This window comes from Pseudomonas sp. F2 (genome assembly GCF_057174385.1).
In genome coordinates, this window is the sequence record NZ_CM169904.1 from 2,971,226 (window position 1) to 2,998,063 (window position 26,838).

Sequence of the window (26,838 nt, forward strand, 5' to 3'; positions counted from 1 at the left end):
ACTCTGTAGGAGCTGCCGAAGGCTGCGATCTTTTGATCTTCAACAAAAAGCCCCGCATTTGCGGGGCTTTCTGTTTTACGCGGCGTTCTTCGCCTTGATCTTCTTCAGCTCTTCGTCACGCAGCTCGCGGCGCAGGATCTTGCCGACGTTGGTGGTCGGCAGTGCATCGCGGAATTCCACCGAACGCGGCACCTTGTAACCGGTGACGTTGGCGCGCATGTGTTCCATCACGGTTTCCTTGGTCAGGGTGACGCCCGGTTTGGCCACGATGAAGATCTTGATCGCCTCGCCCGATTTCTCGTCCGGCACGCCGATGGCCGCGCACTGCAACACGCCCGGCAAGGTTGCCAGCACGTCTTCCAGTTCGTTCGGGTAAACGTTGAAACCGGACACCAGGATCATGTCTTTCTTGCGATCGACAATGCGCATGTAGCCATCGGGCTGAATCAGCGCGATGTCACCGGTCTTCAGCCAGCCTTCGCTGTCGAGGATTTCGTCGGTGGCTTCCTGACGCTGCCAGTAGCCCTTCATCACTTGCGGGCCCTTGACGCACAGCTCGCCGATTTCGCCCATCGGCTGCTCGACACCGGCATCGTCGATGACTTTGCACAGGGTCGACGGCACCGGAATGCCGATGGTGCCGATCTGGATGTTCTGGATCGGGTTGACCGTGGCCACCGGGCTGGTTTCGGTCATGCCGTAACCTTCGCAGATCGAGCAGCCGGTCACGGCTTTCCAACGCTCGGCCGCGGCCAGTTGCAGGGCCATACCGCCGGACAGGGTGACTTTCAGGTTGGAGAAATCCAGCTTGCGGAAACCTTCGTTGTTGCACAGCGCCACGAACAGCGTGTTCAGGCCGACGAAACCGCTGAACTTCCACTTCGACAGTTCCTTGACCATCGCCGGCAGGTCGCGCGGGTTGCTGATCAGGATGTTGTGGTTGCCGATCAGCATCATCGCCATGCAATGAAAGGTGAACGCATAGATGTGGTACAGCGGCAACGGGGTGATCAGGATCTCGCAGCCTTCGTTGAGGTTGGATCCCATCAGCGCCTTGCACTGCAGCATGTTGGCGACGAGGTTGCGATGGGTGAGCATCGCGCCCTTGGCCACGCCGGTGGTGCCGCCGGTGTACTGCAACACCGCGACATCGCTGCTGTGCGGGTTGGCTTCGGTCACCGGCTGGCCCTGGCCCTTGCTCAGCACGTCATTGAACTTGACGGCTTTAGGCAGGTGATAGGCCGGTACCATCTTCTTCACGTACTTGATCACGCTGTTGATCAGCAGGCGCTTGACCGGCGGCAGCAGGTCGGCGACTTCGGTGACGATGACGTGCTTGACCCCGGTTTTCGGCACCACGGCTTCCGCCAGGTGCGCCATGTTGGCCAGACACACCAGGGCCTTGGCGCCGGAGTCGTTGAATTGGTGTTCCATTTCCCGCGCGGTGTACAGCGGGTTGGTGTTGACCACGATCAGCCCGGCGCGGATCGCACCGAAGACGGCGACCGGGTACTGCAGAACGTTGGGCAGTTGTACGGCAATTCGATCACCGGGCTGCAAGTCGGTATGCTGTTGCAGATACGCGGCAAACGCACCGGACAATTCGTACAGTTCACCGTAGGTGATTGTCTTGCCCAGGTTGCTGAAAGCCGGTTTGTTGGCGAAGCGTTGGCAGGACTGCTTCAACACTGCCTGAATATTCGGGTACTCGTCTGGATTGATGTCGGCAGCAATTCCAGCCGGGTATTTATCCTTCCAAAAGTCTTCGATCATGGAAGCCCACTCCTCAGCAACGCGAATTCTTCACCGCATTTGATGCGATTATTATTGGTGTGTGTTTTGTATTGGTGAATCTGGCTTTTCTACAGGCCGAGAAGTCACAAAGCGCGCCGAGAGTAGCAGCTTTGCCAAGGGCCGACTAGAGCCAAAAGCGGCCTCCATGGTCACTTTAATGACTCAAGACTTTCTAACAGTCATTTTAGAGCAAAAATCCTATAACACCCTGAAAGCCCCGGTTTTCCGGGCCTTGAAAGCAAAAGATCGCAGCCTTCGGCAGCTCCAACAGGGAATACATTTCCCATGTAGGAGCTGCCGAAGGCTGCGATCTTTTCGCTTCTGCCCTTTAAGCGATATCGCGCAACTCCCGCCGCAAAATCTTCCCGACTGGCGTCATCGGCAACGACTCACGCAGCACGATGTGTTTCGGCACCTTGTAGGCCGTGAAATTCTCTTTGCAGTACGCCTTGAGCTCTTCGAGGCTGACCCCGGTTTCCCGCGCCACCACGAACAGCTTCACCGCCTCGCCCGAACGCTCGTCCGGCACACCGATCACCGCGCAGTTGGCGACTTTCGGGTGAGCCATCACCACGTCCTCGATCTCGTTGGGGTACACGTTGAAACCGGAGACGATGATCATGTCCTTCTTGCGGTCGACGATGCGCACGAAGCCGTCCGGGTCGATCACCGCAATATCACCGGACTTGAACCAGCCCTCGGCGTCCAGCACTTCGGCGGTGGCCTCGGGTTTGTGCCAGTAGCCTTTCATGATCTGCGGGCCTTTGATACACAGCTCGCCGCGCTCGCCCATCGGCTGCTCGACGCCCTCGTCATCGATGACTTTCAGCAGCGTACCCGGCACCGGCAGGCCGACCGTGCCCAGGCGCGACTTTTCGCCATACGGGTTGGTGCAAGCCACCGGCGAGGTTTCGGTCAGACCGTAACCTTCGGTGATGCGGCAACCGGTGATCTGCTCCCAGCGCTCGGCGGTGGCCTTGACCAGCGCGGTACCGCCGGAGTTGGTCAGCTTGAGGCTGGAGAAATCCAGGGTCTTGAAGTCCGGGTGATCCATCAGCGCGACGAACAACGTGTTCAGCCCGAGCAACGCCGAGAAGCGCCAGTTCTTCAGTTCCTTGATGAAGCCTGCGATGTCTCGCGGATTGGTGATCAGCACGTTGTGGTTGCCGGAAACCATCATGCACATGCAGTTCGCGGTGAAAGCATAGATGTGATACAGCGGCAGCGGCGCCACCATCACCTCCTGCCCTTCGCGCAGCAGTGGCTGACCGTCAGGCCCCAACTGGGCGAGACAGGCACGCACTTGTTGCATGTTCGCCACGAGGTTGCCGTGGGTCAGCATCGCGCCCTTGGCCAGCCCGGTGGTGCCACCGGTGTATTGCAACACGGCGATGTCGTCGAGGCTGACTTTCAGCGGTTTGATCCCCAAACCACGGCCCAGGCGCAGCGCACTCTTGAACGAGATGGCCTGCGGCAGCGAATAGTCCGGGACCATTTTCTTCACTTTGCTGACCACGGTGTTGACCAGCCAGCCCTTGGCGGTGGGCAGCATGTCGCCCATCTTCGCTTCGATCAGGTACTGGATGTCGGTGTCCGGCAGCACTTCCTGAACCTTCTGCCCGAACATGTTCAGGTACACCAGCGCCCGGGCACCGGAGTCCTTGAACTGGTGGCGCATCTCGCGCGCGGTGTACAGCGGGTTGGTGTTGACCACGATCAGCCCGGCGCGCAAGGCGCCGAACACGGCAATCGGATATTGCAGCACATTGGGCATCTGCACCGCGATGCGATCCCCCGGCGCCAGATCGGTGTGGGCCTGCAGGTAACCGGCGAACGCCGCGCTGTAGCGCTCGAGTTCCGCGTAGGTCAGGGTCACGCCCATATTGCTGAAGGCCGGACGGTCCGCGAATTTCTTGCAGGAACGCTCAAACACCTCGATCACCGACTTGAACTCGCCCATGTCGATGTTCAGGGGTACGCCGGCGGGGCGTTTGTCATTCCAGAAATCAGGTTGCATTGTTCTTGTCCTCTTTACCTGAATCGATCCGGGAGCCGCTTTTCTGTGGTTTCGCGCTTATCCCTGAGGGCACAAAGCAAAAAGCGGAGCTTCACGGACACTAGCAGTTATGGCCATTGAGGCAAATAAGGGCAATGGCGACATTGATCGTATGAATCTTCCTGCCGTGGCGTGAGCTGATCGGACGCGCTATACAATGCAACGACTGCGGGCCGTAACCGCTCGATCAAAAAGGAATTGCCATGATCCACCGTGCCTTCTGGCTGGACGCGAGTGACCGCAGCCGCCTGTTCGTCAATCAGTGGCTGCCCGCCGCGCCATTGAAAGCAGTCATTCTGCTGGCCCACGGCATGGCCGAACACAGCGCTCGCTACGAAAGGCTGGCGAATGCGTTCTGCGAACAAGGCTACGGTGTGTACGCCCCGGATTTGCGCGGGCATGGCAAAACCGCCGAACACGGGACGCTCGGGCATTTCGCTGATGACGACGGCTGGTGCAAGGTGATCGGCGATCTGGCCAGCCTCAATCAGCACATCGGCCAGCAGCATCCCGAGGTACCGATCATCCTGCTCGGGCACAGCATGGGCAGCTACCTCGCTCAGGGTTACCTGCTGCATCACAGCGCCAGCCTGCACGGGGCGATTCTCAGCGGTTCGAACTTCCAGCCGGTGGCGCTTTACGGCGCGGCGCGGCAAATCGCCCGTTTCGAAAAACTGCGTCAGGGCGGGAAGGGCCGCAGTGCGTTGATCGAGTGGTTGTCGTTCGGCTCGTTCAACAAAAAATTCAAACCGGCGCGTACCCCGTTTGACTGGCTGAGCCGCGACCCGGTCGAGGTCGATCTGTATGCCAACGACCCATTGTGCGGCTTCCGCTGCACCAACCAATTGTGGATCGACTTGCTCGGCGGCTTGCAGCAGATCAGCAAAGCGTCCAATCTCGCGCAGATCGACCCGGGCCTGCCGCTGCTGGTGATCGGCGGTGAATGTGATCCGGTGAGCGAAGGCAAGCGTCTGACAGATCTGGCCGCAGCGTTACGCACGGCCGGCAGCCAGAACCTGCAACTGAAGATCTACCCGCAGGCGCGGCACGAATTGTTCAATGAAACCAATCGCGACGAAGTGATCGCCGATGTGCTGGCCTGGATCGACCAGGCGCTGAGCCATCGCCGCCCCCATCGCAGCGAATAATTTTTTGTGGATTCACTTTAATCCGTCACAGGAATCAAGACCGATGACCCAGGTTACCAACATCCCTTACGAAGCCCTCGAAGTCGGCCAGACCGCCAGCTACAGCAAGACGGTGGAAGAACGTGATATTCAGCTGTTCGCCGCGATGTCCGGCGACCACAACCCGGTGCACCTGGACGCCGAGTTCGCCGCTGCCAGCATGTTCAAGGAACGCATCGCCCACGGCATGTTCAGCGGTGCGTTGATCAGCGCGGCCGTGGCGTGCGAGCTGCCTGGGCCGGGCACCATCTACATCGGTCAGCAGATGAGCTTTCAGAAACCGGTGAAGATTGGCGATACCCTGACCGTGCGTCTGGAAATTCTCGAGAAGTTACCGAAGTTTCGCGTGCGCATCGCCACTCGCGTGTTCAATCAGCGCGATGAGCTGGTGGTGGATGGCGAGGCCGAGATTCTCGCGCCGCGCAAGCAACAGACCGTGACCCTGCCGACGTTGCCGGCGATCAGCATCGGCTGATGGAAAAGATCGCAGCCTTCGGCAGCTCCTGCCCTGGAATGCGATCCCCTGTAGGAGCTGCCGCAGGCTGCGATCTTTGGCTTTTCCCTCACGCAAAAAAAACGCCAGACTAGCTGGCGTTTTTTATAACCTGCAAACGCTTACGAACGCGCGCGAGCCTGGTTACGCAGGGCTTTCACCTGGTCGTGATTGCGTTGCACGCCGTGGTACTGACGCTCAACCAGGTCACGGATGCCGACCAGGTTGTGCTTGTTGATTTTCTCGATGGCTTCACGATAAGCCTTGAGTGCATGGTCTTCACCGCGCTCGGCTTCGTTCAGTACAGCCTCTTCGTCCTTGCCGGTGAACATGGCTTTGACGTCGACCCAGCGACGGTGCAGGTCACCGCTGACGCTGGTAGAGGTTTCCGGATCACCGCCCATCGAGCGCACGGTAGCCTGCAGTTCGGCAGCGGCAGTAGCGCAATCGGCAGAACGCTTGGCGAACAGCGCTTTGAGTTCTGGATGCTTGATGTCTTCGGCGCAAGTCTTGAACCCTTCCTGACCGTCCTTGCTGGTTTCGATCAGGTCGTTGAGTACAGAGATGGCTTCTTTGTTCATGTCAGTCATTTTTCAATTCCTTGCGGTTGGTTGAAGATGCAAGGGTTATTGCAGTGTGCGTGCCAGCTTTCTGATAAAAAATAAATCCTTGTTTTTCAACAAGTTAAAGATATTTGAACTATCTGTATCACGGTTATTTGCATGATCTGTCATTTGGCCTGCATGCAGAATGCCTGTATTTTCCAGAGTGTTCCGAAGCCAGATGATTGCCCCTGATGAATCCTGAAAAACTCGAACTGCTGATCACCTGTGAAATGCCCTTTGGCAAGTACAAGGGCCGGATCATTGCCGACCTGCCGGGCCCTTATTTGAACTGGTTCGCTCGCGAAGGCTTCCCTCACGGCGAGCTCGGCGGACTGTTGGCGCTGATGCAGGAAATCGACCATAACGGTCTGTCGGAGCTGCTTGAACCGCTACGCGCCAAACACGGCAAACCCGCCCCGCGCCACTGAAGCGCCCTCCCCCTGAGCCGAGTCGACCATGCCTGACAACACCCGCCGCGCCCGTGACGAAGCATTCTGGCAAACCTTCGCCGATCGCTACGAAGCACAAACCGGCCCGCTGAACCTGGAAAACGGCTACTTCGGACGCATGTCGCGCACGGTGATCGAGGACTACCAGCGCAACATCGAGCTGATCAACACCCGCAACTCGGTGTATGTGCGCCAGCGTTTCGAACAGCACGACAGCCTCGACATCCGCGCGCAACTGGCCGAGACGATCGGCGTGCGCGCGCAGAGCATCGCCTTCACCCGCAACGCCAGTGATGCGCTGCAGTCGCTGATCCGCAATTACAATCGCCTGCAGCCGGGCGATCAGGTGCTGATCTGCGACCTGGAATACGACACGGTCAAAGGCGCCATGCGCTGGCTGGCGCGCCATCGCGGTGTGGAGGTGATCGAGATCAGCCACACCCATCCGGCCACTTTCGACAGCCTGCTGGATACCTATCGCGAAGCCTTCGTCCGCTATCCAAAACTCAAGCTGATGGCCCTGACCCACGTGACTCATCGCACGGGGCTGGTGATGCCGGTGCAGGCCATCGCCGCGCTGGCGAAACAACATGACGTAGACATCATCCTCGACGGCGCCCACGCCCTCGGCCAGATAGAGTTCAACCTTGAAGCCTTGGGCATCTCGTTCGCTGGCTTCAATCTGCACAAATGGATTGGCGCACCGTTGACTCTGGGTTTTCTGTACATCGCTCCGCAGCGCCTTGCCGACATTGATCCGGACATGGGCGAAATGCATTTTCCAGCCAGCGACATCCGCGCGCGCACGCCGTACAGCACACCGAACATTCCGGCGTTGATGTCCCTGCCGCTGGCGCTCGAGGAGCATCGTTCGCTCGGCGGCGCAGCAGCCAAGGGCGCGCGACTGAATTACCTGCGCAACCTGTGGGTCAGCGCCGTGCGCCACTTGCCGGGGATCGAAGTGGTGACCCCGGACGATCCGCGCTTGTATTGCGGGATCACCTCGATGCGTTTCACTCGTCACGCCGATCAACAGGCAATGGTCGAGCGTCTGCTCGATGAGTACAACTTGTTCACCGTGGTGCGTAACGGTGCAGCGAGCGGGCCGAGCATCCGTATCACTCCGGGATTGACCACCACGGCGGCTGACATGCAGTTGCTGACCCGTGCACTCAACGAGCTGCGCTGATCCGTTCACACGGTGTACTTGTCGAAGTCCTCGGGCTTGATCTGCGACGAGGCGGCAAAGGTGTCGATGCCAATGGTCAGCTGGCCGAAGAAACCGTCCTCGTGAGAGTCGCGGCCGATCGGCCACACCGTCAAGGTTGAGCCCTCGCCGCCCATGTTGGCGTAGTAGCTGTCCTCGGCGTTGTTCAACGGTGCAGAGGCCCGCCCGCGATAGTCCCGGGCATTGAGCACGGCGCGTGACACCACCTCGGGAAAATACAGCTGACCGACCCAGGCCACGTTGCGCTCATCCAGATATTCACGGCCGGTAACCATGCGCACGGCCACATGAATGTGCAGCGCCCGACCGGCGTAGAAACCCGGATAGATGGTGGTGAAGCGCGCCCGCCCCTGCTGATCACAGAACTGGCTGCCGCGCAGGTAGGTGTCATCATCGGTACGCGGGATCGAGCCGATGGCATCGGTGTCGACCTCCCGATCCGGATTGATCCGGCTCCACCCCGAATAGGCGCCCCGCGCGTTGCAGTGCCAGATATCCACCAGCGCGCCGCTCACCGGCTCGCCGGTCATCGCGTCGACGATCGTCAGGCGCAGCAGCAGTGGCAGGCCCTCGGCGCCCTCGCTGATATTGCGTCGCAGTAATTTGGGATTGCGGAAATACGGCCCGGCGATCTGCTCGGGCGCCAGTTGATACACCGGTTGGGGTGTTGCGGCTGAAATGTCTCGTTCCATGACGCGTTCTCTCTTCCATAAGATGAACGCAGATTAACGGCGCGCGCCGCTCTCGGTGCGGTAACTATGTATCGCAGCGTAACGGTGATCCCGCACGCCCCCACTGTAGGAGCTGCCGCAGGCTGCGATCTTTTGATGTTGTTTTTTAAATCAAGATCAAAAGATCGCAGCCTGCGGCAGCTCCTACAGGGGTTGGATTTTCTTCGGGCAAAAAAAACGGTGCACCGACCAAGCGCACCGTAAAGCCGTAGAACACACAACGAAGTGTCAGGTAAAACGTTTAGTCCAGCAGTGCCAGGGCCTCGGCGGTGCATTCCTGAATGCGCGCCCAGTCGCCGTTCTTGATCCACTCCGGATCGAGCATCCAGCTGCCGCCCACGCACATGACGTTTTTCAGCGCCATGTAGCTCTTGATATTGGCCGGGCCGACGCCACCGGTCGGGCAGAATTTCACTTCACCGAACGGGCCGCCGAGGGCCTTGATCGCCGCCACGCCACCGCTGACTTCCGCCGGGAACAGCTTGAAGCGGCGATAACCCAGGCCATAGCCTTCCATGATGCCAGAGGCGTTGCTGATGCCTGGCAGCAGCGGAATCGGGCTGTCGACGCTGGCTTCGAGCAGGTCACGGGTGATGCCTGGGGTGACGATGAACTGCGAACCCGCCGCTTCAGCCGCCGCAAGCATGTTGCGGTCGAGCACGGTGCCGGCACCGGTCACCAGTTCTGGACGCTGGTCACGCAGGATCTGGATCGCCTTGAGGCCGAACTGCGAACGCAGGGTCACTTCCAGCGCCGTCAGACCACCCGCGGCCAGGGCGTCGGCCAGCGGCAGCACATCCTGTTCACGGGCAATGGTGATCACCGGCAGGATCCGCGCCTTGGCGCAGAGGCTGTCGATCAGGGCAACTTTGTCCGCCATGGAAACGGTCGGGGATGGGGTTGTCATAGCGGCTGTTCCTTGGCTCATGGGCACCAGTAGATCTCTAACGTAGGTTGCAGAAACGCGCGCACCGGCATGGCCGCGACGTCGTCGGATGCCAGTGCGGCATTCAGTGTGGTCAGTTTCGATTGACCGGAAATCGACAGAATCTTGTGCTTCGCCGAAGCCAGCAGCGCGCGGCTCATGGTCAGGCGTTGACGCGGTACGCTCGGCGCCAGCATCGGCCAGCAGCGACGGCTGCCGTCAACCTGCAAGGCTTCATTCAGGTTCGGGCTGTCGGGGAACAGCGACGCGGTGTGACCGTCATCGCCCATGCCCAGCACCAGCACGTCAATCGGCGGCAATTCGGCAAGCAAGCGGTCGGCCTGCTCCGCAGCCTGCTCGACGTTGGCCGCCGCGCTGTAGAGGCTGAGGAACTGCGCCTTGGCGGCCGGCCCCTTGAGCAGGTACTGCTTGAGCAGACCGGCGTTGCTGTCGGCGTGTTCGACCGGTACCCAGCGCTCGTCGGCGAGGGTCACGACGACCTTCGACCAGTCCAGCTCCTGCTTGGCCAGGTGCTGGAAAAACGCCACCGGACTGCGACCGCCAGAAACCACCAGCACCGCGTTGCCGCGTGCCGAAATGGCATCGCTCAGTTGCTTGGCAACATTCAGCGCCAGACCTTCGGCCAACAGCACCGGACTCTTGAACTGATGAGCGTGGACGCCCGCAGGCAGTTTCACATCAGATATCGCCATACCACGACCTCCCGTCCCGCGTGATCAGTGCAATCGAGCTCATCGGCCCCCACGACCCGGCCGCATACGGCTTGGGCGCGTCACCGGATTTTTTCCAGCCGGCGATCAACTGGTCACACCACTTCCACGCGGCTTCGATTTCATCTTTACGGACAAACAGGTTCTGATTGCCGTTCATCACTTCCAGCAACAACCGCTCGTAGGCGTCGGGGATCCGCGCACTGCGCCAGGTGTCGGAGAAATTCAGTTGCAGCGGGCCGCTGCGCAGTTGCATGCCCTTGTCCAGACCCTGCTCCTTGGTCATCACACGCAAGGAAATGCCTTCGTCCGGTTGCAGACGGATGATCAGTTTGTTGCTGATTTGCAGGCGCTGTTCCGGCGCAAAGATGTAGTGCGACGGTTCCTTGAAGTGGATGACGATCTGCGACAGCTTCTGCGGCATGCGCTTGCCGGTCCGCAAGTAGAACGGCACGCCGGCCCAGCGCCAGTTGCGGATGTCGGCACGCAGGGCAACGAAGGTTTCGGTGTCGCTCTGGGTATTGGAATTCGGTTCTTCGAGGTAGCCCGGCACGGACTTGCCTTCGCTGTGCCCGGCGATGTACTGACCGCGCACCACTTGCGTGGTCAGGCCTTCCGGGCTGATTGGCGCCAGGGCCTTGAGTACCTTTACCTTTTCGTCACGGATGCTGTCGGCGGACAGGTCCGCCGGCGGGTCCATGGCGATCAGGCACAGCAGCTGCAACAGGTGATTCTGGATCATGTCGCGCAGCTGGCCGGCCTTGTCGAAGTAGCCCCAGCGGCCTTCGATGCCGACCTTCTCGGCCACGGTGATTTCCACGTGGGAGATGTAATTCTGGTTCCACTGGGTTTCGAACAGGCTGTTGGCGAAACGCAGGGCGATCAGGTTCTGGACGGTCTCTTTGCCCAGGTAGTGGTCGATGCGATAGGTGCGGTTCTCCGGGAAGAACTGTGCCACGGCGTCGTTCACCTTGCGTGAGGATTCCAGATCGGAGCCGATCGGCTTTTCCAGGACCACGCGGGTGTTTTCTGCCAGACCGACTTTCGCCAGGTTCTCGCAGATCGCGCCGTACACCGCTGCCGGTGTGGCGAAGTAGGCAATCATGCGTTGCGCGCTGCCGGCCGCTTCGGCCAGCGCCACATAGTCTTCAGCCTTGAGGAAGTCGACGTGCAGATAGCTCAGGCGCGCGAGAAAGCGCTCGGCCACCGCCTCGTCCAGCTCTTTGCCGACGTAACGGCGCAATTCGGCGGCGATAAACGCCAGGTGCTGCTGCTCGGAGCCGGGTTCACGGGCCAGCGCGATAATGCGCGTGTTCTCGTGCAACAGGTCGGCGCCATCGAGGTGATAAAGGGCAGGAAACAGCTTGCGCAGGGCCAGATCGCCCAGAGCGCCGAACAAGGCAAAGGTGCACGGTTCAACCGTAATCGAAGGCATGATGTTTGTTCTTTTATCAAGTTAAGCTACAAATACCTTTTTTCAAGGCATCACTCAAGGGAAAATGTAGTAATAACCACAACATTTTCGCAAAATACAGATTCCGAGTGGTGGTCGGTCGGAGCCATCAGTAGGATAGGCCACCGTCACGGGCCACATCAAAGGCCCAATTTGCATAGCCCGGCGCACCTTTGCGCAGGTGAATTAGGAATTCCATATGGACCGCGTGCGAAATTTACTGGAACAGATCCAGAGTCGCCTTGAAGAGCTGAACAAGGCCGAACGCAAAGTCGCCGAGGTGATCCTGCTCAACCCGCAGCAGGCCACCCGCTTCAGCATCGCCGCCCTCGCCCAGGCCGCGTCGGTGAGCGAGCCGACGGTCAACCGTTTCTGCCGTTCGTTCGGTGTCAGCGGCTACCCTGAACTCAAGTTGCAACTGGCGCAGAGCCTGGCCAGTGGCGCGGCATATGTCAGCCGCGCGGTGGAGGCCGATGACAATCCCGAGGCGTACACGCAGAAGATTTTCGGCAGCGCCATCGCTTCGCTGGACAGCGCTTGCCAGGCGCTCGATCCGAACCTGATCAGCCGCGCCGTCGACCTGTTGATCCAGGCGCGGCAGATCCACTTTTTCGGCCTCGGTGCGTCAGCGCCTGTGGCTTTGGATGCGCAGCACAAATTCTTCCGTTTCAACCTCGCCGTCACCGCCCATGCCGATGTGCTGATGCAGCGGATGATTGCGTCGGTGGCGCACACTGGCGAGCTGTTCGTGATCATTTCCTACACCGGGCGCACCCGCGAACTGGTGGAAGTGGCGCGCATCGCCCGGGAGAACGGCGCTTCGGTGTTGGGCCTGACCGCGGAGAATTCGCCGCTGGCCAAAGCCAGTACCCTGAGCCTGAATATTCCGCTGCCGGAAGACACTGACATCTATATGCCGATGACCTCGCGGATCATTCAGTTGACAGTGCTGGATGTGTTGGCGACCGGCATGACGCTGCGTCGCGGGGTGGATTTCCAGCCGCATCTGCGCAAGATCAAGGAGAGCTTGAATGCCAGCCGGTATCCGGTGGGTGACGAGTTCAACTGAGGCCTGATAATTCTTTATTGAATGATCCGGCCTCATCGCTGGCAAGCCAGCTCCCACAGTGTCCGGGTCGTCCACAAAATCCATGACCGCCACTGAGTCTGTGGGAGCTGGCTTGCCAGCGATGGGGCCAGCAGCCACCGTACAAACTCAGGCAGCAGCCCACGCCTGCAAACTCAAATGCGCCTTCTCCCCCGGCGCCAGATGCAGGCTGTCGGTACCGCCCGCCGCCGCTTCAACACAGACAAACTCCGTTACTTCATCCCAGCTCACACCCAGCAATGGTCGCGAACCAGGATGCCAGACCACGGTGTCGCCACTGTCACCGGTATCGATGCACAATTCGCGCTGCCAGGCGTGATCCTTGAGCTGCAATTCGCCGTCGTGCTGGAACACCCGCTGACAACCGCCCTCCACGCGCAATTCGCCTTCCTGCTGGCAGGACTGGCGCCTCAACTGGTCATAACCCTGCGCACCTTCGAGGCCAGACAGCGCTATCTCACCCACGTCACCAATACGCCAGTAAGCATGCAAAGCCTGGCTCAACTGGCACGGCATGTCGTCCTGATGCTCGGTGCTCAGGCGTAATTCCATGCGTTCACCCAGATGCGCATGCAGGTCGACCTGCCAATCGCACAACTGCAATTGCCAATGCAGGCGCACGCCATCCTCGGCGCTGCTGCTGTCGAGCAATTTCCAGTCGAGCAGTCGCGCCCAGCCATGGGACGGCCACGCGTTTTCGCTCGGATGGCGGCCATACCACGGCCAGCACACCGGCACGCCACCACGTATGGCGCCCACGTGCGGCCACTTCGCCGCGCACCATAACCACGGTTTCTGTCCACGCGGCTGAAAGTGCAGCAACTGCGCACCCTGCCGACTGAACACCGCCTGACACAGCGGATGGTCGATCACCAGCACATCGCGCATCTGATAGCGCTCCCAGGCAAAAACCGGTCGTTCGCGCAGGGATTTGAAGAAGCGTTGCAGCGGATGCTCATGCATTGGCCACGGTCCTGAAAATCATGGGGGTACTCAATTACCTTTGTGCCCAGTGAGAGTGAACACTGTGGCGAGGGGATTTATCCCCGATGGGGCGCGGAGCGGCCCTGAACCAATTGCATACGGTATGTCAGGGTGAAAACGGTTGCAGTTCTGGGGTCGCTTCGCAACCCATCGGGGATAAATCCCCTCGCCACAGGTATATCATCGGACGTCTATCGCAAAAAAAAGCGGACAGCCTGGGCTGTCCGCAAATATGCGCACATGGAGAGGAGCTTATCGCAGACGCGTCAGAACGTAGACTGAATTTTCAGGCCAGCGACCAAAGCGTTGTCCACGGCATCAACACCGCCCGGGTGAGTGATGTACTGCAGGTTAGGACGCACGGTCAGCCAGTTGGTGACGTGGAAGCCGTAGTTGATCTCGTAGTTGTATTCGGTTTCACGAATCGGCGAGAACACCGGATTGTCGTAATCCGAAACACCGTTGGAGGCATTCAGCAGTTCGGCGTTTTTCTTCACGTCATCGTTGACGTGGATACGCGCCGCGCCAATGCCGACGTCATCCTTCGGACGGGCGTCGAACGGGCCTTTGTAGACAAACATCACCGACTGGTAGTTATCGATGAAGTTGGTGTCCTTGTCGTGGAAGGTCGCGTTGGCAGCGATGTTCAGACCGCGGCTGGCATCACCGTTGTGGCTGGTGAGTTGCTGCTGCGCGACGAACCAGTAACCGTGTTTGCTGCTGTGGGTTTTGTACGCGTCACCAGTGGTTGCCGCGTCGAAACCGTTGACGTCTTCGCGGACGTCGCTGGCATCAGCGGTACTCTTGTAGTAACCGACGCGGTATTCGCCCGGCAGGCTGTTGACCTTCGGCGACCAGACCAATTCGACTGGCAGAACAGTCCCTTTGGTGCCGCTGCCGCTGAGCTTGAAGCCGTTACCGTGTTCCAGTTGCGACGGGTTCTGGTTGTACGCACCGATCTGCGCGTAGAGCTCGTCGTTGATGTTGTACTTCACGCGGATCGCGGCCTGGCTGACTGGCCAGTTGTACCAGATGTTGGTCGCCCAGTTACCCACTTGCGAGCCGCAGAACGCCAGGTTCTGGAAGTCGCACGGGAAGGTGTTGAAGTCTTCGCCCTCACCGAAGTAACCGGCCTTGACGTCGAGCTTGTTGTCGAAGAACTGGTGCTGAATCCACAACTGGGTCAGACGCACCATGTGGCCACGGCCGTAGACTTCCTGAGAAGACGACAGAGTGCCGGCACGCGGATCGCCAACACGATCGTTGGAGATGTTCTGACCGTTACGATTGGTCAACTGGATCTTGGCCTGAGTGTTGTCCCAGCCCCAGAGTTTTTGCAGGTCCAGCGCCACGCCCAGACCGAACTGATCGCTGTAGCGACCGGTCTTGTCGTCGTTGTAGCCGCCATGCAGGTTGGCGCCCATTTCCCCAACGTAGTCAGCCTTGATGTCGATACCCTGCTCGATCAGCTTGGTCCGCTCGCCACCCCAGTCGCCCGTCATCCATTTCGAATCGGAGCTGAACGCATCCGCGGCCATTGCATTGCCGGCCAGCACCAATGCCGCCGCGGCTGACACTTGGCAGATCAACCGGGCATTGACGTGTTTCTTTTTCATCCCTACATCCTCGTCTTTATTGTTATTAACTGTTTTTTTCCAACGCGGTTTACATAAATTGCACTGGATTACAGGCAATCCAGCGCGTGCTCCTGATTGGAATCCGATCCCTGTGGGAGCTGGCTTGCCAGCGATGGCGGTGATTCAGGCGACATCCATGCTGGATGTGCCGGCCCCTTCGCTGGCAAGCCAGCTCCCACATGAACCTTATTCCTGCACGGATCTTTTACCGGCCTTTGAATTGCGCGACGTTCGCCGACCGCGCCTCGGTCTGCGCCTGGCCCGCAACGCCCAGACGCTCGCCAGTCTTGGCATCGAACAACAACACTTTCGACGGATCGAATTGCAGGGTCAGGGTTTCGCCCACCTGCGGCGCCACGTCCGGTGCCAGGCGGCAGCAGACCTTGGTTTCGTTCAGGTTGACGAACACCAGGGTGTCCGGACCGGTCGGCTCGGTAACCTGCACTTCGGCCTTGATGCTCGGCAGGCCATTGCCCTCGCCGTTCGCCAGGACAATCTGTTCCGGGCGCAGGCCGAGGATCACTTCGCGATCTTCAAGCCCTGCGTCCTGCATGCTCATCGGCAGTTCGCAACGGGCCTGGCCGCTGTCGAGCAGCGCCAGCAGGCGACCGTCCTTGCGTTGCAGACGCAGCGGGATGAAGTTCATCGGCGGCGAACCGATGAAGCTCGCCACAAACAGGTTGGCCGGGTCGTTGTAGATCTCTTTCGGCGTGCCGAACTGCTGAATGATCCCGTCCTTCATCACCGCAACCTTGTCGCCCAGGGTCATCGCTTCGATCTGGTCGTGGGTCACGTAAACGGTGGTGGTTTTCAGACGCTGGTGCATCAGTTTCATTTCGGTGCGCATCTCGACGCGCAGCTTGGCGTCGAGGTTCGACAGCGGTTCGTCGAACAGATAGATCTTCGGCCGACGTGCCAACGCACGGCCCATTGCCACGCGCTGTTGCTGCCCACCGGAGAGCTGGCCCGGTTTGCGGTTGAGCAGGTGTTCGATCTGCAGCAGCTTGGCCACGCGGGCGACTTCTTCATCGATCGCCGACTGGCTCATCTTGCGAATTTTCAGACCGAACTCGATGTTCTCGCGCACGCTCATGGTCGGGTACAGCGCGTAGGACTGGAACACCATGGCGATGTCACGATCCTTCGGGCTCATGCCGCTGACGTCCTGGTCGCCGATCATGATCGCGCCACCGGTGATGGTCTCCAGGCCGGCGATGCAGTTCATCAGGGTCGACTTGCCGCAGCCCGACGGGCCGACCAGGATCAGGAACTCACCGTCCTTGATCGACAGTTCGATGTTCTTCAGGGTATCCGGCAGGCCGGCACCGTAGGTCTTGTTGACGTTGCGAAGTTCGAGCGTTGCCATGATTACCCCTTGACTGCGCCGGCCGTCAGCCCGCGCACGAAATACTTGCCTGCGACCACATAGACCAGCAGGGTCGGCAGCCCGGCGATCATCGCCGCTGCCATATCAACGTTGTATTCCTTGGCCCCGGTGCTGGTGTTGACCAGGTTGTTCAGCGCCACCGTGATCGGTTGCGAATCACCGCTGGAGAACACCACACCGAACAGGAAGTCGTTCCAGATCTGGGTGAACTGCCAGATCAGGCAGACCATGATGATCGGGGTCGACATCGGCAGAATGATCTGCCGGAAGATCGTAAAGAAACCCGCGCCATCCAGCCGTGCAGCCTTGATCAGCGCATCGGGAATGCTCACGTAGTAGTTGCGAAAGAACAGCGTGGTGAACGCCAGACCATAGACCACGTGCACGAAGACCAGGCCGGTGGTGGTACTCGCCAGGCCCATCTTGCCGAGGGTGAACGAGGCCGGCAGCAGCACGGTCTGGAACGGCAGGAAGCAACCGAACAGCAGCAGACCGAAGAACAGCTGCGAACCACGGAAGCGCCAGAACGACAGCACGTAACCGTTCAACGCGCCGATGGCGGTGGAGATGACCACGGCCGGCACGGTGATCTTGATCGAGTTCCAGAAGTAACCGTCAACCGTGGCCCAGGCCTTGACCCAGCCGATGCCGCTGACCACGGTCGGCCAGCTCAGCAGGTTGCCGGTGCTGATGTCTTCCGGGGTCTTGAAGCTGGTCAGCAGCATCACCACCAGCGGGATCAGGTACAGCAATACCGCGAGGATCAGCACCGCGTAGATCGCCACACGACTGAGGCTGAACGCGGGTTTGGCAGCGAGACTAGTCATGACGCTTGGTCCTCAGCTCGGAGTACAGGTAAGGCACGATGATCGCGAGAATCGCACCGAGCATCAGAATCGCACTGGCCGAGCCCATGCCCATCTGGCCGCGACTGAAGGTGAAGGAGTACATGAACATCGCCGGCAGGTCGGAGGAATACCCCGGGCCACCCGCCGTCATCGCCGCGACCAGGTCGAAGCTCTTGATCGCGATGTGGGCGAGGATCATCACCGCACTGAAGAACACCGGACGCAGGCTTGGCAGCACGACTTTCCAGTAGATGGTCGGCATGCTCGCACCGTCGATCTGTGCGGCACGGATGATCGACTGATCAACCCCGCGCAGGCCGGCGAGGAACATTGCCATGATGAAGCCCGAGGCTTGCCACACAGCGGCGATCACCAGGCAGTACACCACGCGATCCGGGTCGATCAGCCAGTCCAGACGGAAGCCTTCCCAGCCCCAGTCACGCAACAATTTGTCCAGGCCCATGCCCGGGTTGAGCAGCCATTTCCAAGCAGTACCGGTGACGATCATCGAGAGCGCCATCGGGTACAGGTAAATGGTGCGGATAAAGCCTTCGCGACGGATGCGCTGGTCGAGGAACACCGCCAGCAGCACACCGATCACCAGCGTGATGCCGATGAACATGCCACCGAACACCGCGAGGTTCTTGCTCGCCACCCACCAGCGGTCGTTGTCGAACAGCCGGGCGTATTGCGCCAGTCCGGCCCACTTGTAGTTGGGCAGGAACGTCGAGGTGGTGAACGACAGCACGAACGTCCACAGGATGTAGCCATAGAAGCCTACCAGCACGATGAACATGCTCGGCGCCAGCACCAGTTTCGGTAGCCAGCGCTGCAGTGCATCGAACGGCGAGGCTTTGCTGAACACAGCAACAGAACTCATGGGGAAATCCAGTACAGGGAATAAAAACTACAGTGAGATCCCTTGTGGGAGCGAGCTCTGTGGTGAGGGGATTTATCCCCGATCGGCTGCGAAGCAGTCGCAAAACCTTTGCACGCGGTCTTTCTGGTACTCCACCGCTGCAACTTTCCGGGGCTGCTACGCAACCCATCGGGGATAAATCCCCTCACCACAAAGCCCGCTCCCACAAAGAAGGGCCTGCGCTACTGACGGTTATTTGGCCGCCTGAACCGCCGCGCCCAGTTTCTTGGCCGCATCAGCCGGGTCGGCTTTCGGGTCGTTGATGTAGTTGGTCACGACATCAAAGAACGCGCCCTGCACCGCCAGCGTGGTCGCCATGTTGTGCGCCATGCTCGGTTGCAGGCCGCCGGATTTGGCGTCAGCCAGGAAGTCCTTGGCAGCGGTCTGCGCGCAGGAGTCGAAACCGAGTTTGTCCATGTTGTTCAACATGTCGTTACGTACCGGGATCGAGCCTTTGTTGATGCTGAAGACTTTCTGGAAGTTTTCCCCCAGCACGACTTTGGCGATGTCTTGCTGACCGGCCGCAGTGCCTTTGTCTTTCTGCTTGAACACCGCCAGGGAGTCGATGTTGTAGGTGAACGCTTTGTCGGTGCCCGGGAAGGCTACGCACTCGTAATCCTTGCCGGCGACTTTCTTGGCAGCGGTCCATTCGGACTTGGCCCAGTCACCCATGATCTGCATGCCGGCCTTGCCGTTGATGACCTTGGCCGCTTCCAGGTTCCAGTCCTGACCTTTGCCGTCGGCGTCCATGTAGGTCGCGACTTTTTTCAGCTCGGTCAGCGCCTTGACCATTTCCGGGCCGGTCAGCGCCTTGTTGTCCAGATCGACCAGGGCTTTCTTGTAACCATCAACGCCCATGACCGAGAGCACCACGGCTTCGAACACGGTGCTGTCCTGCCAAGGCTGACCGCCGTGAGCCAGCGGGATGAAGCCCGCAGCCTTGAGCTTGTCGCCAGCGGCGTAGAACTCTTCGAGGGTGGTCGGGTTCTTGGTGATGCCGGCTTTCTTGAAGACTTCCGGGTTAATCCACAGCCAGTTCACGCGGTGAATGTTCACCGGTACGGCCACGTAATCACCGTCGTACTTCACGGTATCGGAGACTTTCTTGTCGAGCAGGCTGTCCCACTTCTCTTCTTTGGCCACGTCCTTCAGGACGTCGGTGTCGAGCAGACCGGTGGAGGCCCATTCCTGGATATCCGGGCCTTTGATCTGGGCCACGCCCGGCGGGTTGCCGGCCACGGCGCGGCTCTTCAGCACGGTCATGGCCGTGGCACCGCCACCGCCGGCGACAGCGCCGTCTTTCCAGGTGAAACCGTCTTTTTCAACTTGCGCCTTGAGCACATCGACAGCGGCTTTTTCGCCACCGGACGTCCACCAGTGCACGACTTCGACCGAACCTTTGGATTCGGCAGCGGACACACTGAGAGGCAGAATTGCGAGCGGGAACAGGGAGGCGACAGAAATGACAGTAGCGAGGCGAGAAATCGCATTCATCTGAGATGTACCTTTCTTGTTGTTATGCATGCAAGTCTGGTGCTTGCGCTGCACAGGAGTTTAAACAGGGCGATTCCCTTCGCAGGTAACGAAGGGACGCGCAAATGTCACCACATGGTTACACAGGAACAGCCCGGGATATTTGCGCCAGAGCGGTTGCCATACTCGGTGACAAGGGTAGACGAGGGATCAGTACCGCTTGCCACGCGTGGTAGAGATCGGGTTTGCCCGGCCAGATATCGGCGCTCGGGCGGTTTTGCGGATCGAGTTCGTGGTGCCAGCTGCCGTCACAGCGATCGATGAAATGGCCTTCACAAAATTCCCAGAACAACCGGTACCAGGTTTCGTATTGCGCATCACCGGTGCGTTTGAGCAAGGCGCTGGCCGCCGCGCTGGCTTCGGCATGGGTCCAGTGCAGACGATGTCGCACCACGGCTTTGTTGTCCCAGTCGAGGGTGTAGACGATGCCCGGCGCGCCATCGACGTCCCAGCCGTGTCGGCAGTTCTGCTCGAAGAGTTTTTGCGCATCGGTCGCCAGCCAGCCCGGCGTGAGCATCCCGGCCTGGACCCGCGCCGCCTCGAGGTGCAGCAACAGTCGCGCCCACTCGAAACCGTGGCCCGGGGTGGTGCCGTAAGGGCGGAAGCCGTCAGCCGGATTGTCGTGGTTGTACTCGCGCAGCGGTTGCCAGTCGCGGTCGAAGTGTTCGATGACCATGTAGCCGTTAGCTGCTGCATGACCATGAATCACCCGCTCGACGATGCGTTGCGCGCGCACCAGCCAGCGCGGATCTTCAGTGACATCGGCCAGCGCAAGGAACGCTTCGGTGGCGTGCATGTTGCTGTTGGCGCCGCGATAGGCCTCTTCTTCGCGCCAGTCGCGATTGAAGAATTCGCGCATGGCGCCCTCTTCTTCGCTCCAGAAATACGTGTCGATGATGTCGATCGCATCATCCAGCAGCGCCTGGGCGCCGGGACGCTGCGCGACCACCGCCGAGCTGGCCGCGAGCGCAACAAAGGCATGCAGATAGGCGTTCTTGCCGGTGTTGCCATCGCGATGTTCGGCGACCGCAAACCAGCCGCCGTGCAGCGCATCCCGCAACGGCCCGCGCAGGGCCGCAATGCCGTGATCAACCAGTTCGGCAAACCCCGGCAGGCCCTGAATGTGGGCCATGGCGAAGCTGTGGGTCATGCGCGCGGTGTTCATGGTTTCGGCCTGCGCGTTGGCGGGCAAGTGGCCGCGCTCATCGAGGGTGCCGAAGCCTTCGGGCAACCTGGCAGCCTTGGCGAATGCCAGCAGGCGCAGACCTTCGTCGGCGAGCCATTGCTGGTGGGCAGGGGCGTTCAGCCAACTGCTGAAGCCTGGGTGGAAAAGATCCATGAGTGGCCTTTTTTGTTGTTATGACTGCGGGAAGTCTAAACAACGGGCCGGGGTGGGCTTGTAACGAAGGGGACGGGGTTTGTCACCAAGCCGTGACATTAGAAAAGCAAAGTCAAAAGATCGCAGCCTTCGGCAGCTCCTACAGAGTACGGTGTAGGAGCTGCCGAAGGCTGCGATCTTTTGATCGTCAGTCTACTGAACGCGGCAACTGCAACGTCACCCGCAACCCGCCCTCACGCAAATTCTGCAGCGTCACCTCACCGCCGTGGCTGTGGGCGATGTTGCGCGCAATGCCCAAACCGAGACCATAGCCTTGCTGCTGCCCGGCCAAGCGAAAGTGCGGCTCGAACACCTGCTCCAACCGCTGCTCCGGCACGCCCGGGCCTTCGTCGTCTACGTGCAGGACAAACGCGCGCTCATCGTCATCGATGTGCAGGTGCGCGTTCTGCCCGTACTTCAGGGCATTGTCGATGAGGTTGCCGATGCAGCGCTTCAACGCCAAAGGCTTGCCCGGATACGCCGCCAGCGCCTTGCCTTGCAGGGTCACGCGGCCATTGCCGTTGGGCGCCAGGTACGGTTCTACGAGGCAGTCGAGTACATGGTTGAGATCCACCGGCTCGATGTTCTCGTGGATGTCAGTGTCTTTCACGCATTGCAGCGCGCCCTTGACCAGCAACTCCAGCTCATCCAGATCGCGACCGAACTTGGCTTGCAACTGCTCGTCTTCGAGCAGCTCGACGCGCAAACGCAGGCGAGTGATCGGCGTGCGCAGGTCATGGGAAATCGCGCTGAACAATTGGCTGCGCTCGGTCAGGTAGCGGCTGATGCGTTCGCGCATGGTGTTGAACGCACGGCCCACTTCCACCACTTCACTACCGCCGCCCTCGGCCACCGGCTCGACATCGGCGCCCAGCGACAGATCCCGCGCCGCCCGCGCCAGACGCTTGAGCGGCCGGCTCTGCCAGTGCACCAGCAAGCCGATGAACAGCAGCAAAAAGCCGCTGGTGAGGACGATGAACCACACCTGCTGCGCCGGCAGGCCTTGCTCTTCAAGACTGGTGTAGGGCTCGGGCAGCAACGAGGCGATGTACAGCCACTCGCCCGGGGCCATTTGAATCTGCGTGACCAGCACGGGTGGATTCACCGGTTCCAGGGTCAACGCGTAATGCGCCCACGAGCGCGGTAGCTCATCGAGTTTCAGCCCGGCATTGAAGATCCGCAGATCCTCGGGGCTGACGAAAGTCACCGAAATATCCGTGTCATGGCCCAGCGACTGACGCAGCACTTCATCCACCGCTTGAATCACCGCAGCCTTGCGCGGGGTGATCGGCAGCACGTCCATGCCCAGCGGTTTGTCATTGAGCGTCACCACGAAACGGGTGCCGCCCATGCTGCGCAACTGGTCGAGCACCAGCGGTCGATACGCCACCGGCAACGAGCGGAAATAACTGACGCTGGCGGTCATCGAATGGGCGAGGCTGCGGGCACTGGTAACCAGGCCTTCAAGCTGGGTGGCGCGCAATTGCGAAACCCAGATCACGCTCGACAAGGTCTGTGCGAACAGCACCGCCAACAGAGTCAGCAGGAGCATGCGCCCGAGCAGCGAACGCGGCACCGGTACTGTGTTGGCGAGCCTGCGCAGCGACTCAGTGACCATTGCCGGCAACCACATTGGCTGCCAGTTGGTAGCCACTGCCGCGCACGGTGCGGATCAGCCGTGGCGGTTTTTCCGTGTCACGCAGGCGCTGGCGCAAGCGGCTGACGGCCATGTCGACAATCCGGTCGAGCGGCATCAGGTCACGGCCACGGGTGGCGTTGCCGATGGTGTCGCGGTCGAGGATTTCCTGCGGATGATCGAGAAACAGCTTCAGCAATGCGAAGTCGGCACCGGAGAGAATCACTTCTTCGCCGTCGGTGTGGAACAGTCGATGACTGACCATGTCCAGCCGCCACTCATCGAAGGCCAGCACGTCGCTGCCACTGCGTTCCTGACCGAATTGCGCCCGTCGCAGCAGCGCCTTGATTCGGGCTTGCAGCTCGCGGGGGCTGAAGGGTTTGCCGAGGTAGTCGTCAGCGCCGAGCTCCAGACCGATCACGCGGTCGGCTTCGTCGGAACTGGCGGTGAGCATGATGATCGGCACCTGCGCCTGACGCGGATGCTGGCGCACCCAGCGGCAGAGGCTGAAACCGTCCTCGTCGGGCAGCATCACATCGAGGATCACCAGATCGCTCGGCGCCTCGTTGAGGGCCTGGCGGAAACTGGCGCCATCGGCGGTGGCCCGCACCTGAAACCCGGCGCGGGTCAGGTAGGTTTCCAGCAACTCGCGTATTTCCTGGTCGTCATCGACCAACAATATCGACTTGTTGACTGAGCTCACTTCGAAGGCATCCTTGTTGTTGGAATTGGGGCGGATTATGCCTTAAGCACTGATTTTACAAACACCACAAAACACCTGTGGGAACAAACCTGTGGTGAGGGGATTTATCCCCGATGGGTTGCGCAGCGACCCTGGAAAAACCGGGCCTGCTTCGCAGGCCATCGGGGATGAATCCCCTCGCCACAAAGGCTCACTCCTACAGTTTGATTGCATTTCAGGCCGGGATTGCTTGCTCCAGTGCCACACCGGCACCCACCAGCCCGGAATACGGCGCCGTCACCAGCCACACCGGAATGCCCTTGAAGTAATCGCTCATGCAGCCCTTGTCGGCGAAGCTGCGGGCAAAACCACTGTTGACGAAGAAATCGGCAAAGCGCGGTATCACCCCACCCACGATGAAGACCCCGCCACGAGCCCCGGTGGTCAGCACGTTGTTGCCGGCCACGCGGCCGAGCCAGCAGCAGAACTGTTCCAACACTTCCAGGGCGATCGGATCGCCAGCCAGACCGGCTGCCGTGATCGCTTCCGGCGTCTCAAGCTTCGGTTCATGTCCGTCCACTGCGCAGATCGCCCGGTAGACGCGCGGCAGGCCACCGCCGCTCAGCGCCGTTTCTGCGCTGACGTGTCCGATTTCGTCGTGGATGTGCTGCCAGAGCTGGGTTTCACGCGGACTGCTCAGCGGCAGATCGACGTGCCCGCCCTCGCCCGGCAGCGCGGCAAACCGGCCTTCGCCCAGATCGAGCAAGGTGCCGACGCCCAGCCCCGTGCCCGGACCGATTACCACCGCCGGGCGCAACGGCTCCGGCGTGCCTTCGCAGACCACACGAAATTCCCCGGGCTGCAAACGGGTCATGCCCAGCGCCATCGCCGAGAAATCGTTGATCAACAGCAGTTGTTCGACCTGCAAGGTCTTGCAGAACGCCGTGCGACTCAAGCGCCAGTGGTTGTTGGTGAATTTGAATTCATCCCCACTCACCGGCCCCGCCACCGACAGGCACACCGAACCGATCGAACCCGGCGCCAGACCGAGGCCACTCAGGTACAGGCTGATCGCCTCTTCCGGGCTGGCGTGGTCGGCTGTGGCCAGCACCTGAACCGATTCCAGTTGCTGGTTTTTCCACAACGCGAACCGCGCGTTGGTGCCTCCGATATCACCGACCAAAGCCAGTTTCAATTAAGCGTCTCCAGGGCAGAAGTGAAGGCGCTGGCGCCCTGCTCCGCCGAGCTGAAGGCCAAACGCATGAAGCCAAACAGTTCGCGACCGCTGCCGATGTTGTTGCCCAACAGGCCTTTGGCGGGTTCACGCGCTGCAAATTCGGCGGCGTCGACCTTGAGTTCCAAAGTGCCTTTGACGCCATCGACGCGGATGATATCGCCCTCTTGCACCCGCGCCAAAGCACCACCGACATACGCTTCAGGGCTGACGTGAATCGCCGCCGGGATTTTCCCCGACGCGCCGGACATGCGCCCATCGGTCACCAGCGCGACTTTGAAGCCGCGATCCTGCAGCACGCCGAGGAACGGCGTCATCTTGTGCAGCTCGGGCATGCCGTTGGAGCGCGGGCCCTGGAAGCGCATCACCGCAACAAAATCCTTCTCCAGCAAACCGGCCTTGAACGCGTCGGCCAGGTCCTGCTGATCCTGGAACACCATGGCTGGCGCTTCGACGATCTGGTTTTCCAGCGCCACGGCGGAGACTTTCATCACGCCGCGACCGAGGTTGCCTTCCATCACCCGCAGACCGCCCTCGGCGGAAAATGCACGGGCGACCGGACGCAGGATGTTTTCGTCGAGGCTTTCGGTCGGGCCTTCGCGCCACACCAACTCACCGTTATCGAGGAATGGCTCTTTGGTGTACTGGCTCAAGCCGTGGCCGAGCACGGTGTTGACGTCTTCGTGGAGCAGGCCGGCTTCGAGCAGTTCGCGGATCAGGAACGACATACCGCCAGCGGCCTGGAAGTGGTTGATGTCGGCTTTGCCGTTCGGGTAGACGTGGCTCAGGGTCGGCACGACTTCGGAGAGGTCGGCCATGTCCTGCCAGGTCAGTTGGATGCCCGCAGCCATCGCGATGGCCGGCATGTGCAGGGTGTGGTTGGTCGAGCCGCCGGTGGCGTGCAGCGCGACGATCGAGTTGACCAGCGCCTTCTCGTCGACGATTTCGCCGATCGGCATGAAGTTGCCGTTTTGCTTGGTCAGACGCGTGACCTGATGCGCGGCTTCGCGGGTCAGGGCATCACGCAGCGGGGTGTTCGGATTGACGAAAGAGGCGCCCGGCAAGTGCAGGCCCATGACTTCCATCAGCAACTGGTTGGTATTGGCGGTGCCGTAGAAGGTGCAGGTGCCCGGGCTGTGGTAGGACTTCATTTCCGATTCCAGCAGCTCTTCGCGGGTCGCCTTGCCTTCGGCGTACTTCTGCCGCACGTCGGCTTTTTCCTTGTTGGAAATCCCCGAGACCATCGGCCCGCCCGGGACGAAGATCGTCGGCAGATGGCCGAAGCGCAGCGAGCCCATCATCAGGCCCGGGACGATCTTGTCGCAGATGCCGAGCATCAGCGCGCCGTCGAACATGTTGTGCGACAACGCCACCGCCGTCGACATGGCGATCACTTCACGGCTTGGCAGGCTCAGCTCCATGCCCGGCTCGCCCTGGGTCACGCCATCGCACATCGCCGGCGTACCACCGGCGAACTGACCGACCGAGCCGATTTCGCGCAAGGCGGTTTTGATCTGCTGGGGAAAGACCTCGTACGGCTGGTGCGCCGAGAGCATGTCGTTATACGAAGAAACAATGGCGATGTTCGCCGAGTTCATCATCCGCAGGCTGTGCTTGTCTTCGCTGCCACATCCGGCCACGCCGTGGGCGAAGTTGGCGCATTGCAGCTTGCCGCGCATCGGCCCGTCAGTGGCGGCGCCGCGAATCAGTGCAAGGTAAGCCTGACGCGTGGCGCGGCTGCGGGCGATAAGCCGTTCGGTGACCTCAAGAACGCGGGGATGCATGTGTAGAACTCCAGGCTAACGGATGTGGCGACCTGATTGTCTATGCTGATCAAACG

Annotated in this window: 23 protein-coding genes; 5 read left to right on the forward strand and 18 right to left on the reverse strand. The window is 60.4% G+C overall.

The window, feature by feature from the left end:
- Positions 1 to 75 precede the first annotated feature (75 nt).
- Together fadD1 and fadD2 are read right to left on the reverse strand one after the other, a co-directional pair.
- Positions 76 to 1,773 (reverse strand): long-chain-fatty-acid--CoA ligase FadD1, encoded by a 1,698-nt coding sequence (fadD1, locus tag AC193Q_RS13340; protein WP_047295961.1) that lies wholly within the window; start codon positions 1,771 to 1,773, stop codon positions 76 to 78.
- Between the two features lie 349 nt (positions 1,774 to 2,122).
- Positions 2,123 to 3,811 carry a long-chain-fatty-acid--CoA ligase FadD2 gene (fadD2, locus tag AC193Q_RS13345; RefSeq protein WP_483879617.1) on the reverse strand — a complete coding sequence of 563 codons (1,689 nt, stop codon included), beginning with the start codon at positions 3,809 to 3,811 and terminating at the stop codon, positions 2,123 to 2,125.
- A gap of 242 nt (positions 3,812 to 4,053) precedes the next feature.
- Between fadD2 and AC193Q_RS13350 the strand changes: the two genes are divergently transcribed.
- A complete protein-coding gene (locus AC193Q_RS13350) occupies positions 4,054 to 4,998 on the forward strand; it encodes an alpha/beta hydrolase (RefSeq protein WP_121186822.1) in 945 nt (314 codons plus the stop codon).
- Positions 4,999 to 5,041: 43 nt separating this feature from the next.
- Entirely contained in the window at positions 5,042 to 5,512 is a 471-nt protein-coding gene (locus tag AC193Q_RS13355; protein ID WP_003227420.1) for a MaoC family dehydratase, read from the forward strand.
- A 140-nt stretch (positions 5,513 to 5,652) separates the two neighbouring features.
- On the opposite strand, the gene AC193Q_RS13360 is transcribed toward AC193Q_RS13355, so the two are convergent.
- Positions 5,653 to 6,120 carry a ferritin-like domain-containing protein gene (locus tag AC193Q_RS13360; protein ID WP_025112834.1) on the reverse strand — a complete coding sequence of 156 codons (468 nt, stop codon included), beginning with the start codon at positions 6,118 to 6,120 and terminating at the stop codon, positions 5,653 to 5,655.
- A gap of 206 nt (positions 6,121 to 6,326) precedes the next feature.
- Here AC193Q_RS13360 and AC193Q_RS13365 point away from each other — a divergent pair, with 206 nt between their 5' ends.
- Positions 6,327 to 6,563 (forward strand): DUF3820 family protein, encoded by a 237-nt coding sequence (locus AC193Q_RS13365; protein WP_121186824.1) that lies wholly within the window; start codon positions 6,327 to 6,329, stop codon positions 6,561 to 6,563.
- 28 nt (positions 6,564 to 6,591) lie between these two features.
- Positions 6,592 to 7,773 carry an aminotransferase class V-fold PLP-dependent enzyme gene (locus AC193Q_RS13370; protein ID WP_121186826.1) on the forward strand — a complete coding sequence of 394 codons (1,182 nt, stop codon included), beginning with the start codon at positions 6,592 to 6,594 and terminating at the stop codon, positions 7,771 to 7,773.
- Between the two features lie 5 nt (positions 7,774 to 7,778).
- Here AC193Q_RS13370 and AC193Q_RS13375 read toward each other — a convergent pair whose 3' ends face one another.
- From AC193Q_RS13375 to zwf, 4 genes are all read right to left on the reverse strand, one after another.
- Complete coding sequence (locus AC193Q_RS13375) at positions 7,779 to 8,504, reverse strand: intradiol ring-cleavage dioxygenase (RefSeq protein ID WP_047295971.1); 726 nt, start codon at positions 8,502 to 8,504, stop codon at positions 7,779 to 7,781.
- Between the two features lie 280 nt (positions 8,505 to 8,784).
- Positions 8,785 to 9,450, reverse strand: a complete 666-nt coding sequence (locus tag AC193Q_RS13380; RefSeq protein ID WP_121186828.1) for a bifunctional 4-hydroxy-2-oxoglutarate aldolase/2-dehydro-3-deoxy-phosphogluconate aldolase — start codon at positions 9,448 to 9,450, stop codon at positions 8,785 to 8,787.
- 17 nt (positions 9,451 to 9,467) lie between these two features.
- Positions 9,468 to 10,181, reverse strand: coding sequence for a 6-phosphogluconolactonase (gene pgl, locus AC193Q_RS13385; RefSeq protein WP_047295975.1), 714 nt, complete (start codon positions 10,179 to 10,181; stop codon positions 9,468 to 9,470).
- Entirely contained in the window at positions 10,168 to 11,634 is a 1,467-nt protein-coding gene (gene zwf / locus AC193Q_RS13390) for a glucose-6-phosphate dehydrogenase (protein ID WP_047295976.1), read from the reverse strand. Before zwf ends, pgl begins: the two co-directional genes overlap by 14 nt.
- Positions 11,635 to 11,860: 226 nt before the next feature.
- Here zwf and AC193Q_RS13395 point away from each other — a divergent pair, with 226 nt between their 5' ends.
- Complete coding sequence (locus AC193Q_RS13395) at positions 11,861 to 12,721, forward strand: MurR/RpiR family transcriptional regulator (RefSeq protein ID WP_169842436.1); 861 nt, start codon at positions 11,861 to 11,863, stop codon at positions 12,719 to 12,721.
- Positions 12,722 to 12,868: 147 nt separating this feature from the next.
- On the opposite strand, the gene AC193Q_RS13400 is transcribed toward AC193Q_RS13395, so the two are convergent.
- The 11 genes from AC193Q_RS13400 to edd form a co-directional block, all read right to left on the reverse strand.
- On the reverse strand, positions 12,869 to 13,723 hold the full coding sequence (locus AC193Q_RS13400; protein WP_047295978.1) for a D-hexose-6-phosphate mutarotase: 855 nt from the start codon (positions 13,721 to 13,723) through the stop codon (positions 12,869 to 12,871).
- Between the two features lie 287 nt (positions 13,724 to 14,010).
- A complete protein-coding gene (locus tag AC193Q_RS13405) occupies positions 14,011 to 15,360 on the reverse strand; it encodes a carbohydrate porin (RefSeq protein ID WP_047295980.1) in 1,350 nt (449 codons plus the stop codon).
- A gap of 226 nt (positions 15,361 to 15,586) precedes the next feature.
- Positions 15,587 to 16,747, reverse strand: coding sequence for an ABC transporter ATP-binding protein (locus tag AC193Q_RS13410; protein WP_027612564.1), 1,161 nt, complete (start codon positions 16,745 to 16,747; stop codon positions 15,587 to 15,589).
- A 2-nt stretch (positions 16,748 to 16,749) separates the two neighbouring features.
- The gene (locus AC193Q_RS13415; protein WP_007969317.1) at positions 16,750 to 17,595 is read right to left on the reverse strand and encodes a carbohydrate ABC transporter permease; all 846 of its coding nucleotides are present in this window, start codon (positions 17,593 to 17,595) and stop codon (positions 16,750 to 16,752) included.
- Positions 17,588 to 18,496 (reverse strand): carbohydrate ABC transporter permease, encoded by a 909-nt coding sequence (locus AC193Q_RS13420; RefSeq protein ID WP_003227452.1) that lies wholly within the window; start codon positions 18,494 to 18,496, stop codon positions 17,588 to 17,590. Before AC193Q_RS13420 ends, AC193Q_RS13415 begins: the two co-directional genes overlap by 8 nt.
- A 231-nt stretch (positions 18,497 to 18,727) precedes the next feature.
- Positions 18,728 to 20,029: an ABC transporter substrate-binding protein gene (locus AC193Q_RS13425; protein WP_047295984.1), complete on the reverse strand. Its 1,302-nt coding sequence runs from the start codon at positions 20,027 to 20,029 to the stop codon at positions 18,728 to 18,730.
- A gap of 118 nt (positions 20,030 to 20,147) precedes the next feature.
- Entirely contained in the window at positions 20,148 to 21,407 is a 1,260-nt protein-coding gene (locus AC193Q_RS13430; RefSeq protein ID WP_095668493.1) for a D-mannose isomerase, read from the reverse strand.
- Positions 21,408 to 21,594: 187 nt separating this feature from the next.
- Positions 21,595 to 23,064 carry an ATP-binding protein gene (locus AC193Q_RS13435; protein WP_047295988.1) on the reverse strand — a complete coding sequence of 490 codons (1,470 nt, stop codon included), beginning with the start codon at positions 23,062 to 23,064 and terminating at the stop codon, positions 21,595 to 21,597.
- Positions 23,054 to 23,785: a response regulator gene (locus tag AC193Q_RS13440; protein WP_003227460.1), complete on the reverse strand. Its 732-nt coding sequence runs from the start codon at positions 23,783 to 23,785 to the stop codon at positions 23,054 to 23,056. Before AC193Q_RS13440 ends, AC193Q_RS13435 begins: the two co-directional genes overlap by 11 nt.
- Positions 23,786 to 23,999: 214 nt before the next feature.
- Complete coding sequence (locus AC193Q_RS13445; protein WP_047295991.1) at positions 24,000 to 24,959, reverse strand: glucokinase; 960 nt, start codon at positions 24,957 to 24,959, stop codon at positions 24,000 to 24,002.
- The gene (edd, locus tag AC193Q_RS13450) at positions 24,956 to 26,782 is read right to left on the reverse strand and encodes a phosphogluconate dehydratase (RefSeq protein ID WP_047295993.1); all 1,827 of its coding nucleotides are present in this window, start codon (positions 26,780 to 26,782) and stop codon (positions 24,956 to 24,958) included. Before edd ends, AC193Q_RS13445 begins: the two co-directional genes overlap by 4 nt.
- Between the last annotated feature and the right edge of the window lie 56 nt (positions 26,783 to 26,838).